Source organism: Mycobacterium sp. MAC_080597_8934, from assembly GCF_000523975.1.
In the GTDB taxonomy this organism is placed as follows: domain Bacteria; phylum Actinomycetota; class Actinomycetes; order Mycobacteriales; family Mycobacteriaceae; genus Mycobacterium; species Mycobacterium avium.
Genome location: NZ_JAOS01000050.1, coordinates 217191 through 238471 on the forward strand (window position 1 = coordinate 217191; position 21281 = coordinate 238471).

The window sequence follows — 21281 nt, forward strand, 5'->3', positions numbered from 1 at the left end:
CAACCAAAACCGTGGCGGTCGCGCCCCGCTGCCCGACGGTGGTTCGCCCGCCGAACCGCGGCCGGACTTCTACGATCGTCCCCGTGGCGAAATGGCTCGGGACACCACCCGCCGGCACCGCGCCGCCGTCCGGCCGGGCGAGCACCCGCGCCAAGGACAGCGACCGGCAAAGCACCTGCACCATCCTCGACAACGCGCTCAACGACGGCGAGCTGTCCGCCGAGGAACATCGGGAACGCGTCAGCGCGGCCACCAGGGCGGTGACGCTGGGCGACCTGCAGACCCTGGTGTGCGATCTGCAAACCGGGCCGCAGCCGCCCGCCCTCGACCCGTCACCGCCGTCGGGGCGGGTGCGCGGCTGGGGGACGCTGGCCGCCGCCTTCGTGGTGTCGGTGCTGCTCGGCATCGGCATCGGCTGGGGGTTGTACGGCAACACCAGCTCGCCGCTGGACTTCACCAGCGACCCCGGCGCCAAACCCGACGGCGTCAACGCCGTGGTGCTCACGCCGCCGACCCAGCTGCACTCGGTCGGCGGGCTGACCGGGCTGCTCGAACAGATGCGCAAACGGTTCGGCAGCACCCTCGGCTACCGGCTGGTGATCTACCCGACCTACGCGGCGCTGGACCGTCCGGACCCGTCCGACGACCGCCGGGTGCTGGCCTACACCTACCGCGGCGGCTGGGGCGATCCGACCAGCTCGGCCAAGAGCTCCTCGGACGGTCCCGTCCTGGTGGACTTGAGCAAATTCGACGTCACCGCCGCGGTGGGCATCATGCGCGGCGCCCCCGAAACCCTGCGGATGAAACCGTCCGACGTCAAAACCAGCTACCTGATCGTCGAACCGGCGACGGACCCGACGACCCCCGGCGCGCTGTCGCTGTCGGTGTACGTCTCCAGCGACTACGGCGGCGGCTACATCGCCTTCACCGGTGACGGCACCGTCAAGCAGATGAATTTGCCCACGTAACGGCGGCTCCCGCGGCCCGACCGGTGTGACGAACTGCAAGCCAACAGCGAGTGGTGTTGTGGCTAATATATCGAGACGATACGATTGCGCGAGGCGTCGGACCGTCGTAACAAGCTACGCAAATCCTTTTCGAGGGGGTGATTCGATTGCTGGAGCTCGCCATCCTGGGTCTCCTGATCGAGTCGCCCATGCACGGCTACGAGTTACGCAAACGGCTGACCGGTTTACTCGGTGCGTTCCGGGCGTTTTCGTACGGTTCGCTCTACCCCGCCCTGCGGCGCATGCAGGCCGAAGGGTTGATCGCCGAGGACGCCGCGCCGGCCGGGACGCCTGTCCGGCGGGCCCGCCGCGTCTACCAGCTGACCGACGAGGGCCGTCGGCGCTTCGGTGAGCTGGTGGCCGACACCGGCCCCCACAACTACACCGACGACGGCTTCGGGGTACACCTGGCCTTCTTCAACCGGACTCCGGCAGAGGCGCGGATGCGCATTCTGGAAGGTCGCCGCCGCCAGGTCGAGGAAAGGCGGGAAGGTCTGCGCGAAGCAGTGGCGCGGGCCAGTAGCTCGTTCGACCGCTACACCCGCCAACTTCACCAATTGGGGCTCGAGTCCAGTGAGCGCGAAGTCAAGTGGCTCAACGAGCTCATTGCTGCGGAGCGGGCGATGCCCGGCCTCTCCGAGCAAACGTAAATCCCGGTACGAAAACCCAGCATCCCAGACAGAAGGTTAGAGGTTAGGAGAACGCCCGTATGAGTGATCACCAACCGCCGCAGGCGGAAGACGCGCAGTCGGAGGTACGAGTCGCCATCGTCGGCGTCGGTAACTGCGCATCTTCGCTCGTCCAGGGCGTGCAGTACTACTTCGACGCCGACGAGAACAGCACCGTGCCCGGCCTGATGCACGTGAAGTTCGGCCAGTACCACGTCCGCGACGTCAAGTTCGTCGCCGCGTTCGACGTGGACGCCAAGAAGGTCGGCTTCGACCTGTCCGAGGCGATCTTCGCGTCGGAGAACAACACCATCAAGATCGCCGACGTGCCGCCCACCAACGTCACGGTGCAGCGCGGCCCGACGCTGGACGGCATCGGCAAGTACTACGCCGACACCATCGAGGTGTCCGACGCCGAGCCGGTCGACGTGGTCCAGGTGCTCAAGGAGGCCAAGGTCGACGTGCTGGTGTCCTACCTGCCGGTGGGTTCGGAGGAGGCCGACAAGTTCTACGCCCAGTGCGCCATCGACGCCGGTGTGGCGTTCGTCAACGCGCTGCCGGTGTTCATCGCCTCGGACCCGGTGTGGGCCAAGAAGTTCACCGACGCCGGCGTGCCGATCGTCGGCGACGACATCAAGAGCCAGATCGGCGCGACCATCACCCACCGGGTGATGGCCAAGCTGTTCGAGGACCGCGGCGTGCAGCTGGACCGCACCATGCAGCTCAACGTCGGCGGCAACATGGACTTCCTCAACATGCTCGAGCGGGAGCGGCTGGAGTCCAAGAAGATCTCCAAGACCCAGGCCGTCACCAGCAACCTGCAGCGCGAGTTCAAGACCAAGGACGTGCACATCGGCCCGTCCGACCACGTCAGCTGGCTCGACGACCGCAAGTGGGCCTACGTCCGGCTGGAAGGCCGGGCCTTCGGCGACGTGCCGCTGAACCTGGAGTACAAGCTCGAGGTGTGGGACTCGCCGAACTCCGCGGGCGTCATCATCGACGCGGTGCGGGCGGCCAAGATCGCCAAGGACCGCGGCATCGGCGGCCCGGTGATCCCGGCGTCGGCGTACCTGATGAAGAGCCCGCCGCAGCAGCTGCCCGACGACGTCGCGCGCACCCAGCTCGAAGAGTTCATCATCGGCGGCTAGCAGCCTCGTCGATCCGCGGGCGTAACGCCACGGCGATTTTCCCGGCCGGATTTCGCCACGGCGTTACGCCCGCGGTCGCTGGAGCCGATTCATCGACAGAACGCTGTGCAGGTGCTTAGCATCATCTCTCGATGACCGTTCAGCCCGCGGCGTTCCTGCGCACCACGCTGCCCCTCGACCTGTCCCGGCTCGACGAGTTCGACAGCGGGCGCTGCCACTCCGTCTGGCTGCCCGACCACATGGTCAGCTTCTGGCCCGACTCGATCTGGGCGCCCGAGTTCACCGATCTGGCCACGGCCTCCTCCTCGCCGCACCGGCACCTGGACGGGCTCGCGGTCGCGGCCGCGGCCGCAGTGCTGACCGAGCGGGTGCCGCTGGTCAGCGCCGTGGTCGACACCGTGCGCCGCCATCCCGCCCTGCTCGCGCAGACCGCATTGACCCTCGACCACCTGTCCAAGGGTCGCTTCATTCTCGGCCTGGGCAGCGGCGAAAGCGAAAACACCGTGCCCTACGGCTTCGATTTCGCCCGTCCCGTCAGCCGCTTCGAGGAAGCCCTGCGGGTGATCCGGCTGCTCTGGGACACCGACGGCCCGGTCGACTTCGACGGCGAGTTCTACTCGCTGCACCAGGCCCGCCTGGACACCGAGCCCTACCACGACCGGCTGCCGCCGATCTGGATCGGCGCCAGCGGCCCCCGGATGCTCGACATCGCCGGCCGGTACGCCGACGGATGGTGGCCGGCCGGGGCGTGGACACCCGAGAACTATGCCGAGATGCTCGGCGCGGTAAGGGTTTCCGCCGAGCGTGCCGGGCGCGATCCGATGGCGATCACCCCGTGCTTCATCCAGGTGTGCCTGATCGGGGAGGACGACGACGCCCTCGCCGAGATCCTGCGCGCTCCCCTGGTCAAGGCGTTCCTGCTGCAGGTGTCGGCGAAGACCCTGGGCGAGTTCGGGTTTGACCACCCGATGGGCGATGGCTGGCGCGGATTCCAGGACATCGACCCGGCGGCACTGGGCAGGGACCGCATCGTGGAGTTCCTGCACCGGGTGCGACCCGAGATGGTGTTGGCGGTCGTCCCGCACGGCACACCGAAGCAGGTCGCCAAGATCGTCAAGAGCTACGTGGACGCCGGGTTGCGGGTACCCAAGATCCTCGACTACGGCGCCATGGCCGGCCTGGGCCACGCGCAGAGCTCGGCGGCCAACGTGCGGGCCACCGAGGATGAACTCATGCGGCTGTGCGGAGACGGGTCGTGACAACGCTTTTGGACGCCGCCGAGATGCTCGCGGCCGCCGAGGCGGAGACCGGGCTGCACGACTACGGCGATCCGACGTTGCCGCAACGCTTCACCGTCGCCGTCGAACACCTGAACGCCCTGGGGCTGGACGCCGACGGCCGCTTCGAAGCCGCGCAGGTGTGTCGCTGGCTGCTGACCTCCCGCCTGGAACTCATCGAGGACCGCAACCGCTACCCGATCGGGGCCGAGGTGGTCGAGGCGCCGATGTTCGTCACTGGTGAACCTCGTTCGGGCACAACGCTTATGCACGCGCTGATGTCGGTCGACCCGCACGCGCGGGCGTTGCGGTTCTGGGAGGTGATGTACCCGTCGCCGCCGCCGGGGCTGGCGGGGCCCGACGACGACCGCCGGGCGCGGGCGGACGCCGACTGGCGTGAGATCAACGCGAAGATGCCGAAGTGGCTGCACAGCCACCCCTACAACGACATGCTGGGCGACGGCCTGCCCGAAGACGAACGCACCTGGGCGTTCGACTTCCGGGTGATGACGCTCACCGCGTGGTGGCGGGTGCCGATGCAGTCGCTGGTCGCCGGCCTGCCCACCGACCCGGCCGCGCAGTACCGGCTGCACAAGGCGATGCTGCAACAGCTGCAATACAACAGGCCGCGAAAGTATTGGGTGCTGAAGGGCTTTCATGGGTTTCGGCTCAAGGAGCTGTTCGACACCTACCCCGATGCGCGGATGGTGTGGCTGCACCGCGACCCCGTCCAGGTCGCCGCGTCGCGCACCATGATGATGGCCGACATCGCCGAGGGCATGGTCGGGCCGGTCGACCTGCACGCAGAGGCGAAGAAGCACCTCAAGATGACCCGGGCCAGCATCGCCAACACGATGACCAATCCCCTGGTCGACGATCCGCGCATCCTGCACCTGCGCTACACCGACTTCATCGCCGATCATGTTGGGGCCGTGCGGCGTTATTACGCGTTCTGCGGGCGCGAGCTCACGGCCGAGGCCGAGTCGGCGATGCGGGCCTACCTGGCCGACAACCCCGGCGACCGGTACGGAAAATTCCGCTATTCCACGCAATTGCTGACCGACATCGGCGAGGACCTCGACGCGCTGCACGCCGAATTCCGGCCGTTCCGGCAGCGGTTCGGCGTCCCGATCGAAAACCGGGGCTGAGATGACGGGCGCACACAAACGGCTGTCCGTGCACAACGTCACGTTCTACGGCGCGCCGCTGGCCGAGCTGCAAGCACATTGGGCGGCGCTGGGGGTGTCCCGGCTGAGCATCCTGGACAACCAGCTGCTCGATCCGCAGTTGCCAATGCTGTTGGGGCGCAACGACTACACCGTCGAAGCGGTGTACCACCTGTTCGCCGGTGGCCGCCTGACCAGCGACCCCGGCGCCGCCCGGGAGGCGCTGATTGCGGTCATCGACGCCGCCGCGAGCGTAGGCGCGCACACCGTCTACCTGCTCACCGGGGGCCGTGCCGGGCTCACCTGGCCGCAGGCCGCCGAGCGGTTCGCCGCCATGGTCGCGCCCTGCGCCGTGCGGGCGAAGGCGGCGGGCGTGGTACTGGCGATCGAGAACGCGTCCAGCCTGTACGCCGACATCCACATCGCGCACACGTTGCGCGACACCGTCGCCCTGGCCGAGATGAGCGGCCTGGGAATCTGCATCGACCTGTTCCACTGTTGGGCCGAAGGGGATTTCGAGGCGCAGCTGCCGCGGGCGCTGCCGCGCACCGCGCTCATCCAGTTGAGCGACTACGTGCTCGGCGACCGCGCGCTGCCGGGCCGAGCCGTGCCCGGCGACGGCGCCATCCCGATCGAGGCGTTCGTCGCGCAGGCGCTCGCGGCGGGCTACGCCCACGGCTTCGACCTGGAACTCATCGGCCCCCGCATCGATCGGGAGGGCCGGCTCGAATCCGCCCGCCGCGCTTGCGATGTCGTCGGCGCGATGCTGGACCGGCTGGGTGGGTGAACATGGCCTTCGGTGACGGCCCGCACGACGCGGCGCTGCGGGCGGCGTGGACCGAATTCTGCGCCCGGCTGCAACGCGCGGGCGAGCGAGCCTTCAAAGACCACAACCCGGCCTCCGGACCGCATCGGGTCGACGCCTTCCGGTTCCTGACCCAAAACCTCGGGCAGGCCTTCGATCTGGCCCTGGAGACCCGCGACACCAATTATCCTGTGCTGCACAGTTTCTGTGGCCCCACCCGCAAGCTGGGCGGCGACTGCGCCGACTTCACCTACCAGCAGGCGTGGATCGACGGGCGGTCCACCTACCGGATCACCGGCACCCGCGGCACCTCGCGCTTCTTCAATGTCACCGTGCAGGGACGGCGCACGCCCGGAGAGGGTGTGCTGCATGAACCCTTCGGCGACGCACCGCAGGCCAACCTGTTCGGCCAGCAACTCCGCGTCGGCGCCGACGGCCGCTTCGAGCTGTACGTCGGCGGAGCCGAGCGCGGGCACAACTGGCTGCCCACCACGCCCGAATCCCGAAAACTGTTCATCCGCCAGGGTTTCGACCGCTGGGACGAAACCCCGGCGCAGCTGCGCATCGAACGCGTCGACATGGCCATCCCGAAACCGTTGCCCACACCCGGCGAAATGGTCGAGGCGATGCGGTGGGCGGGCGATTTCGTCACCGGGCTGATGTCGGACTGGCCGGAATACCCGTTCCGCCACGGCGGGGTCGACGCCGAGAGCCCGAACACCTTCCCCCGGGCCGCCGCGACCGACGCCGACGGCAACCGCGGCCGGGCCGCCGCCAACATGTACTGGGAACTGGCGCCCGACGAAGCGCTGATCGTCGAATTCGACGCCCACCCCGGATTGTGGATGTTCACCAACATGGGCGTCTTCTTCAAGAAGCATGGACTACCTGTACCGCCCGGTCAGCTACACACCGAGCCGCACCACCGTCGACGGCGACGGACGCATCCGGCTGGTCATGGCCCATCGCGATCCCGGCGTGCACAACTGGCTGGACACCCAGGGTTTCGAGCGCGGCAACCTGACCTACCGGCACATGCTGGAGGGCGAACCCGCCGTGCTGGACACCCGGGTGGTCGGGCACGACGAGCTGCTCGACGCCCTGCCGAAAGACACCGTGATGGTGACGCCGTCGCAGCGCGCCGACGCGATGTGGGAACGCTTCCGCGGCATTCGCCGCCGCTACGTGCTGTAGACACCGGGGCTAGGGTCGAGAACGTGACCGACGTATCTGAGGACGAACTGGCGGGCCTGTCCGAATTCGCGCTGTTGCACGAAAACGCCGAGCAGGCCGGGGTATCCGGTCACCTGCCCGAGGTCGCCCGGGTCGAATCGGGCAGCGGCGACGCCAAAGTCAGCGCGCTGCGCTGGGGCAGCACCGACCCCCGCATCGTGTTCGTGCACGGCGGCGGGCAAAACGCGCACACCTGGGACACGGTGATCGTCGGCGTCGGCGAGCCCGCGCTGGCGGTCGACCTTCCCGGACACGGACACTCCGCCTGGCGCGCGGACGGCGACTACTCGCCGCAGCTGAACGCCGACGCCCTACTGCCGATGCTGCGCGAGCACGCCGCCGGCGCCGACCTCGTCGTCGGCATGTCGCTGGGCGGGCTGACCGCGATCCGGCTGGGCGCCGTCGCACCCGATCTGGTCAAGGAACTGGTGCTGATCGACGTCACCCCCTCGGCGCTGCAACGGCATTCCGAGATGACCAAGGAGCAGCAGGGCACGGTGGCGCTGATGCACGGCGAACGCGAGTTCGACAGCTTCCAGGCCATGCTGGACCTGACGATCGCCGCGGCGCCGCACCGCGAGGTGAAGGCGCTGCGCCGCGGGGTGTTCCACAACTCGCGCAAGCTGGACAACGGCAAATGGACGTGGCGCTACGACGCCATCCGCAAATTCCCGGACTTCGACGGCCTGTGGGCGGACGTCGACGCCCTGTCCGCGCCGGTCACCCTGGTCCGCGGCGGTTCCTCGGGCTTCGTCAGCGACGAGGACGCGGCCGAGCTGAGCCGTCGCGCAAAGCATTTCCGCACCGCGCACGTGGTGGCGAACTCGGGGCACTCCGTGCAAAGCGACCAGCCGCGCGCGCTGATCGACATCCTGCGTGGGGTGCTCGACGCGCGCTGAGCCTACGGTGGACGTTATGACCCACCCCATCCGTATCGGTGTGCAGTTACAGCCCCAACACGCCCCGCAGTACAACCAGATCCGCGACGCGGTGCGCCGTTGCGAGGACATCGGCGTCGACATCGCCTTCAACTGGGACCACTTCTTCCCCCTCTACGGCGATCCGGACGGCGCGCATTTCGAGTGCTGGACGATGCTCGGCGCCTGGGCCGAACAGACCTCGCGCATCCAGATCGGCGCGCTGGTGACCTGCAACTCCTACCGCAACCCGGAGCTGCTGGCCGACATGGCGCGCACCGTCGACCACATCAGTGAGGGCCGGCTGATCCTGGGCATCGGCTCGGGCTGGAAGCAGAAGGACTACGACGAGTACGGCTACGAATTCGGCACCGCCGGCAGCCGGCTGGACGACCTGGCCGGCGCGCTGCCCCGGATCGAGGCGCGGCTGGCCAAGCTGAATCCGGCTCCCACCCGCGACATCCCGGTGCTGATCGGCGGCGGCGGGGAACGCAAGACGCTGCGGCTGGTCGCCCAGCACGCCGACATCTGGCACAGCTTCACCTCCGCCGAGGAATACCCGGCGAAGTCGGACGTGCTCGCCCGGCACTGCGCCGACGTCGGCCGCGACCCGGATCGCATCGAGCGTTCCGCGGCGGTCAAGGGCGGTGCCGAACTGCTCGCCAACGCCGAAGCACTGGTCGGCCTCGGCGTCACCCTGCTGACGGTGGGGTGCGACGGCCCGGATTACGACCTCCGCGACGCCGAGGCGCTGTGCAAATGGCGCGACGGCCGCTGACCCGGCCCGCCCGCGTCCGGTTCCGAGTTCGTCGGACAAACGCATGAACGCGTGCGTTAATTCGTGAGAAACTCTCAGCGCCAGAGCTGTTCGGTGTGAAAGAGACTGAAGCGAAAAGATGCCGAAGAAATACGGGGTCAAGGAAAAGGACCTGGTTGTTTCGCACATTCTGCACCTGTTGCTGACCGGGAAGCTGCGCACCGGGGACCGGGTGGACCGCAATGAAATTGCGGTGGGCCTGGGAGTCAGCCGGGTGCCGATTCAAGAGGCATTGGTGCAACTCGAGCACGACGGCATCGTGTCCACCCGCTACCACCGCGGCGCGTTCGTCGAGCGGTTCGACGAAGCCACCGTGCTCGAGCACCACGAACTGGACGGGCTGCTCAACGGGATCGCGTCGGCCCGCGCGGCGACCAGTCCCACCCCACGGATCCTCGGCGAGCTCGACACGCTGCTGCGCTCGCTGCGCACCGCCAAGGATTCGCGCGCGTTCACCGACCTCGCCGCCGAGTACCGGCGCACCGTCAACGACGAATACGCCGGACCGCGGCTGCACGCGACCATCCGCGCCTCGCAGAACCTGATTCCCCGCCTGTTCTGGACCACCTATCAGGGTGGTCGCGACGACCTGCTGCCGTTCTACGAGGACGAGACGTCGGCCATTCACCGGCGCGATCCCGAAGCGGCGCGCGCGGCGTGCGTCGAGCGCTCCTACCGGATGGCCCAGACGATGCTGGGCGAGCTGTTTCGCCGCCGGGTGTTCACGCCGCCCGACGATGCCGGCCGCGTCGTTGCCGGCCCGCTGCCGGTGCTGGCCGACGCGGACACCATCTGCGGCGGGGCGTCGCTGGCCCTGTAGCACCGGCTCTGGGCGGGCCGCGCCGCCGACCAGTCGATACGGTGGCAGTGATGAATTTGCCCGTGGGCCGGCGCGGCACGCGCCGGGGAAAGCTACTCGCACTGACCGCGACCGTGCTGATGGCGTGCGGGTCGTCGGCGCTGCTGGCCCCGCCGGCGGCGGCCGACCGGAACCAGTGCGCGCCGGCCGGCCCGAAAAGCGCGGCCGTGCTGCCCGAGAACCTGACCCGCGGCGGCTCCATGAGCCAGCCCGACCAGCACACGACGCCCACCGTCGAGCCGCTGAGTTCGGTGCGCATCGACACGTTGGGTCTGGGCACCCCGGGGGTGTTGACGGTGGGGACGCTGTCGGGCGCCCCGCCCAACGTGTGCATCACCCCCACCGGCCAGTACAGCGGCTTCGACAACCAGCTGCTGCGCGCGATCGCCGGCAAGCTCGGCCTCCAAGTCCGTTTCGTCGGCACGGATTTCGCCGGGCTGCTGGCCCAGGTGGCGTCGCGCCGCTTCGACGTCGGGTCGTCGTCGATCAAGGCCACCGACGAGCGGCGCCAAACCGTGGCCTTCACCAACGGCTACGACTTCGGCTACTACGCGCTGGTGGTGCCGCCAGGTTCCGCTATTAAGGAATTCACCGACCTGGCCGCCGGGCAGCGCATCGGGGTGGTGCAGGGCACCGTCGAGGAGTCCTACGTGGTCGACACGTTGCATCTGCAGCCGGTGAAGTATCCCGACTTCGCCACCGTGTACGCCAGCCTCAAGACCCGCCAGATCGACGCCTGGGTGGCGCCCGCCGGTCAGGCCGCGACCACCATCCAGCCGGGCGATCCGGCGGTGGTGGTGGCGAACACGATCAGCCCGGGCAATTTCGTGGCCTACGCGGTGGCCAAGGACAACAAGCCCTTGGTGGATGCGCTGAACTCCGCCCTCGATGCCGTCATCGCCGACGGCACCTGGTCGAACCTGTACTCGCAGTGGGTGCCCCGCACCCTGCCGCCGGGCTGGAAACCCGGCTCCCAGGCCGCGGCGCCCCCCAAACTGCCGGACTTCGCGGCGATCGCGGCGAGTCAGCATCACAAGGCGGTGGGACCGGCGGCGCCGAAATCGACGCTTGCGCAGCTGCGCGACTCCTTCTTCGACTGGGACATGTATCGGCAGGCCATCCCCACGTTGTTGCGCACCGGGTTGCCCAACACGCTGATCCTGACCTTCAGCGCCAGCGTGATCGGGCTGGTGCTGGGCATGGTGCTGGCCGTCGCCGGCATCTCGCATGCGCGGTGGCTGCGCTGGCCGGCCCGGGTGTACACCGATGTGTTCCGCGGGCTTCCGGAAGTGGTGATCATCCTGCTCATCGGGCTCGGGATCGGGCCGATCGTTGGCGGATTGACGAACAACAATCCCTACCCGCTCGGCATCGCCGCGCTGGGGATGATGGCGGCCGCCTACATCGGTGAGATCCTGCGCTCCGGGATCCAGAGCGTGGACCCCGGCCAGCTGGAAGCGTCGCGCGCGCTGGGGTTCAGCTATGCGACGGCGATGCGACTGGTGGTGGTGCCGCAGGGTGTCCGGCGGGTGCTGCCGGCACTGGTCAATCAATTCATCGCGCTGTTGAAGGCCTCCGCGCTGGTGTACTTCCTGGGTCTGGTCGCCGATCAGCGGGAGCTGTTCCAGGTGGGTCGCGACCTCAACGCCGAGACCGGTAACTTGTCGCCGCTGGTCGCCGCCGGCGCCTGCTACCTGATATTGACCGTGCCGCTGACGCATTTGGTGAACATGATCGACGCCCGGCTGCGCCGCGGCCGCGCCGCGGTCGACCCCGAGGAGCCTGCCGACATGCTGACCTTCGGGCAGGAGATCACGTGAGCAATCCCGCCTCCCGCGCGTCGGTTTCGTTGGCGTGCAAAGACATTCACCAAACCCTCAACGGCAACGCGGTGCTGCGCGGTGTCGATCTGGACACTCCCGCGGGCAGCACCGTGGCGGTGATCGGGCCGTCCGGCTCGGGCAAGTCGACCCTGTTGCGCACCCTGAACCGCTTGTACGAGCCGGACCGCGGCGACATCCTGCTGGACGGCCGGTCGGTTCTGCACGACGACCCCGACCAGCTGCGCCAGCGCATCGGCATGGTGTTCCAGCATTTCAATCTCTTCCCGCACCGCACCGTGCTGGACAACGTGGCGCTGGCGCCGCGGAAACTTCGGCGGCTGCCCGCCGAGGCGGCCCGCGAGCTGGCGCTGACCCAGCTGGACCGAGTTGGCCTGAAACACAAGGCCGGTGCCCGGCCGGCGACGCTGTCGGGGGGGCAGCAACAGCGGGTGGCGATCGCCCGCGCGTTGGCGATGTCGCCGCAGGTGATGTTTTTCGACGAAGCGACCTCGGCGCTGGATCCCGAAATGGTCAAAGGAATTCTGCAACTCATCGCCGACCTCGGCGCCGAGGGCATGACAATGGTTGTGGTGACCCACGAAATGGGGTTCGCCCGCTCGGCGTCCGACGCGGTGATATTCATGGATCACGGCAAGGTGGTGGAATCGGGCCCGCCCGAGCAGATATTCGAAGCCGCCGAGACCGAACGGCTGCAGCGATTCCTGTCCCAAGTGCTTTGATCCGAACCGACCATCGGGGCAATGGCTCCCTTGTACGCCTCTGATATCAGGTTAGACTCCCGATTTATGGCAGACAGCGAATCGAACGCGGCCGAGGTTGCCGAGCTCGCCGAAGGTTTGCACCGAGCGCTGTCCAAATTGTTTGCGATGCTGCGGCGGGGCGATCCCAGCGGGGCGGCGGCCGGGGATTTGACGTTGGCGCAACTGTCGATTCTGGTCACCCTGCTCGATCAGGGCCCGATCCGGATGACCGACCTGGCGGCGCACGAACGGGTGCGGACTCCCACCACCACCGTGGCGATCCGGCGACTGGAGAAGGTGGGGCTGGTCAAGCGTTCTCGCGACCCGTCCGACCTGCGCGCGGTGCTGGTCGACATCACGCCGCGCGGCCGCGCGGTTCACGGTGAGTCCCTGGCCAATCGGCGCGCGGCGCTGGCGGCGATGCTGAGCCAGCTCCCCGCGTCCGACCTCGACACGCTGATGAAGGCGCTGGCGCCGTTGGAGCGGCTGGCCTCCGGCGACCCGACGTCCGGGCCGGCCGGTGTGCCCCCGGCACGCAAGGAAGCCTGAAACGGGCTGCAGTTCAACCCTTTTCGATCGGCGACGCGGGATCGGTAGACTCCACCGCATGCCCAATGCACTCATCACCGGCGCCGGGGGCGGTATCGGTTCGGCGATCGCCACGGCGCTGGCTCCCACGCACACCCTGTTGTTGGCCGGCCGGCCGTCGGACCGGCTCGACGCGGTCGCCCGGCGGCTCGGTGCCACCACGTTCCCGCTGGACCTCACCGACGGCGGCGACATCGAGGCCGCCTGTGAAGTCGTGGACGAACTCGACGTGTTGGTGCACAACGCGGGACTGTCGATACCCGGCAACGTGGCCGACTCGAACGTCGGCGAGTGGCGTGCCACCTTCGCGGTCAACGTCTTTGGACCGGTTGAGCTCACGCTGGCGTTGTTGCCGGCGCTACGGCGGGCCCGCGGTCAGGTGGTTTTCATCAACTCCGGCGCGGGACGCAACGTCTCCCCCGGCATGGCTTCCTACTCGGCCAGCAAGTTCGCGCTGCGCGCCTTCGCCGATTCGCTGCGCAACGACGAGCCCGAGTTGCGGGTCACCACCGTGTATCCGGGTCGCACCGACACCGGCATGCAGCGCGAGCTCATCGCGTTCGAAGGCGGAAGCTACGACCCGGACAGGTTTTTGAAGCCGGAAACCGTCGCGGCCGCGGTCGCCAATGTGGTGGCCACCCCGCCCGACGGGCATGTGCACGAGGTGGTGCTGCGGCCCGCCCGGCGGTAGCCGCCGCTACACCACCAGGTTGACCAGCCGGCCCGGGACCACGATCACCTTGCGCGGCTGGGCGCCGGCCAGGAACGCCAGCACCTTCTCGTCGGCCAGCGCGGCGGCCTCGAGGGTGTCCCGATCGGCGTCGGCCGCCACCGTCACCCTCCCGCGCACCTTGCCGTTCACCTGCACCGGGTATTCGACGGTGTCCTCGACGAGGTACGCCGGGTCGGCCACCGGGAACGGGCCGTGCGCCAGCGAGGTGGTGTGGCCCAGCCGCAGCCACAACTCCTCGGCCATGTGCGGCGCCAACGGCGCCAGCATCAGCACCAGCGGCTCGACCGCCGCGCGGGGCACCGCGTCGCGATGTTCCTTGGTGAGATGGTTGGTGTACTCGATCAACTTGGCCACGGCGGTGTTATTGCGCAGGGCCGCATAGTCTTCCGAGACTCCGGCGATGGTGCGGTGCAGCAGCCGCAGGGTGCCGGTGGGCAGATCCCGTCCGGGCCCGTCGACCACCCGCGTCTCGCCCGTCTGCTCGTCGACGACCAGTCGCCACACCCGCTGCAGGAACCGGTGAGCGCCCACCACATCCTTGGTCGCCCAGGGACGGGACGCCTCCAGCGGACCCATCGACATCTCGTAGACCCGCAGCGTGTCGGCGCCGTAGTCGTCGCAGATCTCGTCGGGTGAGATCGAATTCTTCAGGCTCTTCCCGATTTTCCCGAATTCCTGGAAGACCTCGATCTCCCCGTCGGGACCGCGGTAGAAAAACCGGCCGTCGCGTTCGACGACCTCCTCGGCCGGCACGTACGAGCCGCGCGAGTCGGTGTAGGCGAACGCCTGAATGTAGCCCTGGTTGACCAGCCGGCGGTACGGCTCGCGGGAGCTGACGTGGCCCAGGTCGTAGAGCACCTTGTGCCAGAACCGGGCGTAGAGCAGATGCAACACCGCGTGTTCGGCCCCACCGACGTACAGGTCGACGCCGCCGGGATCCTGCGGCCCGTGCTCGGCGGGCCGCGGCCCCATCCAGTAGGCCTCATTCTCCTTGGCGCAGAAGCGTTCCGAGTTGTGCGGATCGGTGTAGCGCAGTTCGTACCAGGAGCTGCCGGCCCATTGCGGCATCACGTTGGTGTCGCGGCTGTAGGGCTTCAGGCCGTCGCCGAGGTCCAGCTCGACGTGCACCCAGTCGGTCGCCTTGGCCAACGGCGGCGACGGTTCGCTGTCGGCGTCGTCGGGGTCGAACAGCACCGGCGAATAGTCCGGCACGTCGGGCAGTTCCACCGGCAGGGCGGCTTCGTCGAGGGCATGCGGCCGCCCGTCGCTGTCGTAGACGATCGGGAACGGCTCGCCCCAGTACCGTTGCCGGGCGAAAAGCCAGTCACGCAACTTGAATTCGACCCGCACGCAGCCACGGCCTTCGGCTTCCAGCCGGGCGGTGATCGCCTCCTTGGCCGCCGCCACATCCAGTCCGTCCAGGTAGCCGGAGTTCACCAACACCCCGTCGCCGGCGTAGGCGCCCTCCGAAATATCGCCTCCGGCAATGACTTCCACGATGGGCAGGCCGAATTCGTGCGCGAAGTCCCAGTCGCGCTGGTCGTGGCCGGGCACTGCCATGATCGCGCCGGTGCCGTATCCGGCCAGCACGTAGTCGGCGATGAAGATCGGAACCGGCTTGCCATTGGTGGGATTGGTGGCGTAGCTGCCCAGGAAGACACCGGTTTTCGCCTTGCTCTCCTGGCGCTCGAGGTCCGACTTCGAGGCGATCGCCCGCCGGTAGGCGGCGACCGCCTCGCCCGGAGTGGCGGCGCAGTATGTCCAGCGCGGGTCGGTGCCGTCCGGCCAGGCGGGCGCGACCAGCTCGTCGACCAGCTCGTGCTCGGGGGCCAGCACCATATAGGTGGCGCCGAACAGCGTGTCCGGTCGGGTGGTGAACACCTCGATGTCGAGCGCCGCGCCGTCGGCGCCGGTCGCCGCGAACAGGGCCTTGGCGCCGGTGGAACGGCCGATCCAGTTGCGCTGCATGGTCTTCACCGGCTCCGGCCAGTCCAGCAGGTCGAGGTCGTCGAGCAGCCGGTCGGAGTAGGCGGTGATCCGCATCATCCACTGCCGCAACCGCTTTCGGAACACCGGGAAGTTGCCGCGGTCGCTGCGTCCGTCGGCGGTGACCTCCTCGTTGGCCAGCACGGTGCCCAGTCCGGGACACCAGTTGACCATCGAGTCCGCGCGGTATACCAGCCGGTGGCTGTCGATCACGTCGGCTCGCTCCCCCGCCGACAACTCGGACCAGTTGCGCCCGTCGTCGAGGCTGCGCGCGCCGGAATCGAATTCGGCGACCAGCTCGGCGATGGGTCGGGCCTTGTTGGCGGCGGGGTCGAACCAGGCGTTGTAGATCTGCAGGAAGATCCACTGCGTCCACTTGTAGAACTCGACGTCGGTGGTGGAGAAGCTGCGCCTGCTGTCGTGGCCCAGCCCCAGCCGGCCCAGCTGGCGGCGGAAGTTGACCACGTTGGCCTCGGTCCTGGTGCGCGGGTGGGTGCCGGTCTGCACCGCGTATTGCTCGGCGGGCAGGCCGAAAGCGTCAAAACCCAACGCATGCAACACGTTACGGCCGGTCATCCGGAAGTAGCGGGCGTATACGTCGGTGGCGATGTAGCCCAGCGGGTGGCCGACGTGCAGCCCCTCCCCCGACGGGTAGGGGAACATGTCCTGCACGAACAGCTTGTCCTCGGGGACCGGGGTCCCGTCCGTCGGGGCCAACGAACCGACCGGGTTGGGCACGTTGAACGTCCCGAGCTTGGCCCAGGTGTCCTGCCAGCTGCCCTCGATCCGGCCCGCCAGCGCCGCGGTGTAGCGATACGGCGGCGCGTCGGAGTCCGGCGCGGCGGCACCGGAGCCGGTGGCGGGCGAAGTGGTCGGGGATTCGGTCACCTGAACAGGGTATAAGGGCCGACGCGGCGGCTTCGCCGGCCACAGGTTGGTCTCGGTTGCGTTGCGCACCGATCAGGGGTTCATCCCAGCTGTATTTCGAGCCTGTTCACCGCCTTTGACCTGTAGTTACAGTCAGCCACTATCGACGGCTTCTGGTAGGCAGCCATGGGAAGGACCGACGCAGATGATTGAGATCGTCCCCGGCCACCGGGCAGTTCTCGGCGGTATGGTCGCCGGCCTGATCGGCCTGGCGGTTGCTGCGGGCGGTACGGCATCGGCAGACCCGTTGCCGCCGGCGCCCGCGCCCGTCCCCGCGCCGGCGCCGGCAAACCTCGGGCCCGAGCTGGTGCCGCCGAGCAGATACCTGGCCGCGCCGCAGGCCACCACCGCGGCCACCCAGATCACCCCGGCCACGCCGGGCACCCCGGGCCCCGCTCCGGCCCCGGCCCCGGCCCAGGCCCCGGCCCCGGCTCCCGCTCCCGCGCCCGCGACGTCGGGCACGATCCGGGAATTCCTGCAGTCCAAGGGCGTGAAGTTCGAGGCGCAAAAGCCCCAGGGGTTCAAGGCGCTCGACATCACCTTGCCGATGCCCGCCCGCTGGACCCAGGTGCCCGACCCGAACGTGCCCGACGCGTTCGCGGTGATCGCCGACCGGCACGGCAGCAGCATCTACTCGTCGAATGCCCAGGTCGTGGTGTACAAGCTAGTCGGCAACTTCGATCCGAGGGAAGCCATCACCCACGGCTACGTGGACAGCCAGAAGCTTCCGGCGTGGCAGCCCACCAACGCCTCGATGGCCGATTTCGGCGGATTCCCGTCGTCGATCGTGGAGGGCACCTACCGTGACGGCGACCTGACGCTGAACACCTCGCGTCGTCACGTCATCGCCACCTCGGGGCCGGACAAGTACCTCGTTTCGCTGGCGGTGACCACCGACCGTGCGGTCGCCGTGGCCGACGCCCCGGCCACCGACGCCATCGTCAACGGATTCCGGGTGACCGTGCCCGGCGCGAGCGCCCCGGCACCCACGGCCGCCCCGGTCGCGCTGCCGCCCAGGCGCCGGCCGTCGCTCCCGTCGCACCGGCACCGGCACCCGTCGCCCCCGCCGCCCCAACCGCGCCGGCGCCCGCCGCGGCTCCGCTGGTGCCGCTCGCCCAGACCGCTCCGGCGGCCCCGGCCGGGTTGCCCGCGCAGCCGCTGCCCAACCAACAGCACACCCCCAGCCTGCTGGCCATGGTGCCGGGCCTGCCCCCGCTGCCGAACTTCTCGTTCCTGCAGCACTGAGAACGACTACCCGGCCCGCTGCGCGCGGCGGTGACCCGGCTCGTATTGTGAGGCCATGCTGATTGCGGGCGTGCTGTGCATCTGTGCGGCGGTGGCCTCGGCGGGGTTCGGCACCTGGTCGCTTGCGCACAACCGGAACTACGGAGCCACCGCGCTGGCGCTGCGCGCCATGGCGCCCACCCAGTTGGCGGCCGCGGTGATGCTGGCCGCCGGCGGCACGGTGGCGCTGGCCGCGGTCCCGCACACCGCGCTGGTCGTGCTCATCGTCTGCGTCGCCGGGGCGTTGGGGACCCTGGCCGCCGGCTCGTGGCAGAGCGCCCGCTTCGCGGTGCGCCAGCAGTCCGCCGCGCCGGCCTGCGCCGGCAGCTGCACCGGCTGCACGCAGTCGTGCGCGTGACGGCGGGGGAGCCAGCTAGTTGCGGCTGATGTCGATGGGGTGGGTCGCGAGCAGCGACAGCGGCAGCGGCTGGCGGCGTAGAACCTGCCCCCACAGATCGGACCTGGGCCCCACTAGAACGTCGGAAGGCAAGGCGGACAAGACAATCCAGTCGTCACGCTCGATTTCGCCTTCGAGCTGACCGATGGTCCAGCCGGAGTAGCCCGCGAAGATCCGCACGCCTTCCACCAACGGCGCGATCGCGTCGGGGTCGGCGTCCAGGTCGACCATCACCACCCGGCCGTCCACGTGCCGCAGGCCTGGTGCGCCTTGCGGATCGGCGCCCACCCGCAACGTCGCCAGGCACAGCGCCGCGTCCCGCTTGACCGGCCCGCCGATGAACATCGTCTTCGGCTTGGCCGCCAGCGTGGTCCACTGCGGCAGCACGTTGTACACGGCGGTGTCGCTGGGCCGGTTGAGCACGACGCCCAGGGTGCCGCCGTCGTTGTGCTCCACGATGTAGATCACGCTGCGCCGAAACGTCGGCTCCAGCAGGTCGGTATTGGCGAGCAGCAAGGTGCCCGCCCGCACCCGTTGCGCGGCGGGTGCGACGTAGTCCTCGGGATCCTCCGGCGGCGGCACCCCACCATCATGGCATCCGCCCGATCGTCGCCCAGGGCAATCGGGAGCGTGGAGCACGAAGATTTGTACTGTTGTTGGCACGGCCCTGACCACGCCAGCGTTCCAGCCCCAATCGTGGAAGTCGGTTTCGGTGATTCCAACCCGGATGCAGTCCAGCGCACCCGTCGAAACCTGGCGCTCGGTGCGCGCGTTGCCGGATTTCTGGCGGCTGCTGCAGGTGCGGGTGGCGAGTCAGTTCGGGGACGGGTTGTTCCAGGCGGCGCTGGCCGGGGCGCTGCTGTTCAACCCGGATCGGGCCGCCGACCCGCTTGCCATCGCCCGCGCCTTCACGGTCCTGTTCCTGCCGTACTCGCTGCTGGGGCCGTTCGCCGGCGCGCTGATGGATCGCTGGGATCGGCGGCTGGTGCTGGTCGGCGCCAACGTGGGCCGGCTGGTGCTCATCGCCGCGATCGGCACGATCCTGGCGGTGCGGGCCGGTGATCTGCCGCTGCTGCTGGGCGCGCTGTTCGCCAACGGTTTGGCCCGGTTCGTCGGGTCCGGCCTGTCGGCGGCGCTGCCGCACGTGGTGCCGCGTGAGCAGGTGGTGACGATGAACGCGGTGGCCACCGCGGCCGGGGCCGTTGCCGCGTTTCTCGGCGCCAACTTCATGCTGGTGCCGCGGTTCCTGTTCGGCGCCGGCGACCGGGGCGCCGCGGCGATCGTCTTTTTCACCGTGGTTCCGGTCTCGATCGCGTTGCTGTTGTCGTGGCGGTTCGCCCCGCGGGCGCTGGGTCCCGACGACACCTGGCGGGCGATCCACGGGCCGGTGCTCTATGCGGTGATCACCGGCTGGCTGCACGGGGCGCGGACGGTGGCTCAGCGCCCGACGGTCGCGGCCACGCTGTCCGGCCTGGCCGCCCATCGGATGGTGGTGGGTATCAATTCGCTGCTGGTGCTGTTGCTGGTCCATCACCTGCCGGGCCTCGAGGGCGGGGGATTCGGCACCGCATTGCTGTTCTTCGGCGCCGCCGGCCTGGGCGCGTTCTTGGCCAACGTGCTGACGCCGCCCGCGATCCGCCGGTGGGGCCGCTACGCCACCGCGAACGGCGCGCTCGCCGCGTCGGCGATCGTCGAGGTCGCGGGCGCCGAACTGCTGCTTCCGGTGATGGTGGTGTGCGGTTTCTTGCTCGGGGTGACCGGGCAGATGGTCAAGCTGTGCGCCGATTCGGCGATGCAGATGGACGTCGACGATGCGCTGCGCGGACACGTGTTCGCGGTGCAGGATGCGCTGTTCTGGGTGGCGTTCATCGTCGCGATCACGGTGGCCGGCATGGTGATTCCCGACGACGGGCACGCCCCGGTGTTCGCGCTGTTCGGGTCGGTGCTCTATCTGGTCGGGCTGGCCGTGCACGGCATCGTCGGGCGGCGCGGCGAGTGATCGCTAAGGTGGCGACGTGAATTGTCCGACGGCCGGCACCGACCGGCGGGGGCGGCAATGACCGGTCCGGCCCCGATAGTGGCGGATCTGCGCGCCGAGAGCGACGCGCTGGACGCCCTGGTCGCACCGCTGCCGCCGGGCCGCTGGGCCGACCCGACGCCGGCGGCCGGCTGGACGATCGCCCACCAGATCGGGCATCTGCTGTGGACCGATCGGGTCGCGCTGATCGCGGTTACCGATGAACCCGGGTTCTCCGAGGTGCTGGCCGGCGCGGCCGCCGACCCGGCCGGCTTCGTCGACAAGGGCGCCGAGGAGCTCGCGGCCGTCGCCCCGGCGGAGCTGCTCGCGGATTGGCGCGCCACCCGCGACCGGCTGCATCGGGCGCTGCTGGGGGTGCCGGCCGGTCGCAAACTCCCGTGGTTCGGCCCGCCGATGAGTGCCGCGTCGATGGCGACCGCGCGGTTGATGGAGACCTGGGCGCACGGCCTGGACGTCGCCGACGCGCTGGGGGTCATCCGTCCGGCGACCGACCGGCTGCGATCGATCGCTCATCTGGGCGTGCGCACCCGCGATTACGCGTTCGCCGTCAACAATCTGACGCCGCCGGCCGAGCCGTTCCTGGTCGAGCTGCGCGGCCCCCGTGGCGACACCTGGTCGTGGGGGCCGCCGGAGGCGGTGCAGCGGGTCACCGGCTCCGCGGAGGATTTCTGCTTCCTGGTCACCCAGCGGCGGCCGCTGAGCGCGCTCGACATCACCGCCGACGGCGCCGATGCGCAGCGCTGGCTGGAGATCGCGCAGGCCTTCGCCGGCCCGCCCGGCCCCGGGCGATGAGCGCGTGAAACGCGCGAAGAGAGCCGGGGCCAACAACCTCAGCCCCGGGCGATGA

At 69.2% G+C, this 21281-nt stretch carries 17 protein-coding genes and 3 pseudogenes; 18 read left to right on the forward strand and 2 right to left on the reverse strand.

Annotation, left to right across the window (positions count from 1 at the left end; translation table 11 throughout):
• Nucleotides 1-83 precede the first annotated feature (83 nt).
• From NF20_RS22085 to NF20_RS22150, 14 genes and pseudogenes are all read left to right on the forward strand, one after another.
• Complete coding sequence (locus tag NF20_RS22085; RefSeq protein WP_009974233.1) at nucleotides 84-968, forward strand: DUF1707 SHOCT-like domain-containing protein; 885 nt, start codon at nucleotides 84-86, stop codon at nucleotides 966-968.
• Nucleotides 969-1114: 146 nt separating this feature from the next.
• Entirely contained in the window at nucleotides 1115-1657 is a 543-nt protein-coding gene (locus tag NF20_RS22090; protein WP_003874738.1) for a PadR family transcriptional regulator, read from the forward strand.
• Nucleotides 1658-1716: 59 nt separating this feature from the next.
• Entirely contained in the window at nucleotides 1717-2823 is a 1107-nt protein-coding gene (locus NF20_RS22095; RefSeq protein WP_011723324.1) for an inositol-3-phosphate synthase, read from the forward strand.
• 131 nt (nucleotides 2824-2954) lie between these two features.
• A complete protein-coding gene (locus NF20_RS22100) occupies nucleotides 2955-4082 on the forward strand; it encodes an LLM class flavin-dependent oxidoreductase (RefSeq protein ID WP_033711873.1) in 1128 nt (375 codons plus the stop codon).
• Nucleotides 4079-5248 (forward strand): sulfotransferase family protein, encoded by a 1170-nt coding sequence (locus tag NF20_RS22105; RefSeq protein ID WP_033711876.1) that lies wholly within the window; start codon nucleotides 4079-4081, stop codon nucleotides 5246-5248. The genes NF20_RS22100 and NF20_RS22105 overlap by 4 nt, the downstream gene beginning before the upstream one ends.
• 1 nt (nucleotide 5249) lies before the next feature.
• Nucleotides 5250-6053, forward strand: coding sequence for a sugar phosphate isomerase/epimerase family protein (locus NF20_RS22110; RefSeq protein WP_019732188.1), 804 nt, complete (start codon nucleotides 5250-5252; stop codon nucleotides 6051-6053).
• Nucleotides 6054-6055: 2 nt separating this feature from the next.
• Nucleotides 6056-7265, forward strand: a pseudogene (locus NF20_RS22115) (DUF1214 domain-containing protein).
• Between the two features lie 23 nt (nucleotides 7266-7288).
• On the forward strand, nucleotides 7289-8203 hold the full coding sequence (locus tag NF20_RS22120) for an alpha/beta fold hydrolase (protein ID WP_019732189.1): 915 nt from the start codon (nucleotides 7289-7291) through the stop codon (nucleotides 8201-8203).
• Nucleotides 8204-8219: 16 nt separating this feature from the next.
• Nucleotides 8220-8999: an LLM class F420-dependent oxidoreductase gene (locus tag NF20_RS22125; protein WP_019732190.1), complete on the forward strand. Its 780-nt coding sequence runs from the start codon at nucleotides 8220-8222 to the stop codon at nucleotides 8997-8999.
• Nucleotides 9000-9117: 118 nt separating this feature from the next.
• Nucleotides 9118-9858 (forward strand): GntR family transcriptional regulator, encoded by a 741-nt coding sequence (locus NF20_RS22130; protein WP_019732191.1) that lies wholly within the window; start codon nucleotides 9118-9120, stop codon nucleotides 9856-9858.
• Between the two features lie 50 nt (nucleotides 9859-9908).
• Nucleotides 9909-11717 carry an ABC transporter substrate-binding protein/permease gene (locus NF20_RS22135; RefSeq protein WP_033711878.1) on the forward strand — a complete coding sequence of 603 codons (1809 nt, stop codon included), beginning with the start codon at nucleotides 9909-9911 and terminating at the stop codon, nucleotides 11715-11717.
• A complete protein-coding gene (locus NF20_RS22140) occupies nucleotides 11714-12460 on the forward strand; it encodes an amino acid ABC transporter ATP-binding protein (RefSeq protein ID WP_011723315.1) in 747 nt (248 codons plus the stop codon). The genes NF20_RS22135 and NF20_RS22140 overlap by 4 nt, the downstream gene beginning before the upstream one ends.
• Nucleotides 12461-12526: 66 nt before the next feature.
• Complete coding sequence (locus NF20_RS22145) at nucleotides 12527-13030, forward strand: MarR family winged helix-turn-helix transcriptional regulator (protein ID WP_009974218.1); 504 nt, start codon at nucleotides 12527-12529, stop codon at nucleotides 13028-13030.
• Between the two features lie 58 nt (nucleotides 13031-13088).
• Nucleotides 13089-13760, forward strand: coding sequence for an SDR family oxidoreductase (locus tag NF20_RS22150; protein ID WP_033711881.1), 672 nt, complete (start codon nucleotides 13089-13091; stop codon nucleotides 13758-13760).
• A 6-nt stretch (nucleotides 13761-13766) separates the two neighbouring features.
• Here the strand turns inward: NF20_RS22150 and leuS are convergent, their stop codons facing one another.
• On the reverse strand, nucleotides 13767-16676 hold the full coding sequence (gene leuS / locus NF20_RS22155; protein ID WP_033711882.1) for a leucine--tRNA ligase: 2910 nt from the start codon (nucleotides 16674-16676) through the stop codon (nucleotides 13767-13769).
• A 184-nt stretch (nucleotides 16677-16860) separates the two neighbouring features.
• Here leuS and NF20_RS22160 point away from each other — a divergent pair.
• Nucleotides 16861-17960: pseudogene (locus NF20_RS22160) on the forward strand (LpqN/LpqT family lipoprotein).
• A 55-nt stretch (nucleotides 17961-18015) separates the two neighbouring features.
• Nucleotides 18016-18357: a hypothetical protein gene (locus tag NF20_RS22165; RefSeq protein WP_003874755.1), complete on the forward strand. Its 342-nt coding sequence runs from the start codon at nucleotides 18016-18018 to the stop codon at nucleotides 18355-18357.
• A 15-nt stretch (nucleotides 18358-18372) separates the two neighbouring features.
• Here the strand turns inward: NF20_RS22165 and NF20_RS22170 are convergent, their stop codons facing one another.
• Nucleotides 18373-18978, reverse strand: coding sequence for a YqgE/AlgH family protein (locus NF20_RS22170; RefSeq protein WP_003874756.1), 606 nt, complete (start codon nucleotides 18976-18978; stop codon nucleotides 18373-18375).
• A gap of 63 nt (nucleotides 18979-19041) precedes the next feature.
• Between NF20_RS22170 and NF20_RS22175 the strand changes: the two are divergent.
• Together NF20_RS22175 and NF20_RS22180 are read left to right on the forward strand one after the other, a co-directional pair.
• Nucleotides 19042-20395: pseudogene (locus tag NF20_RS22175) on the forward strand (MFS transporter).
• A gap of 57 nt (nucleotides 20396-20452) precedes the next feature.
• Nucleotides 20453-21226: a TIGR03084 family metal-binding protein gene (locus NF20_RS22180; RefSeq protein ID WP_033711886.1), complete on the forward strand. Its 774-nt coding sequence runs from the start codon at nucleotides 20453-20455 to the stop codon at nucleotides 21224-21226.
• Nucleotides 21227-21281 lie beyond the last annotated feature (55 nt).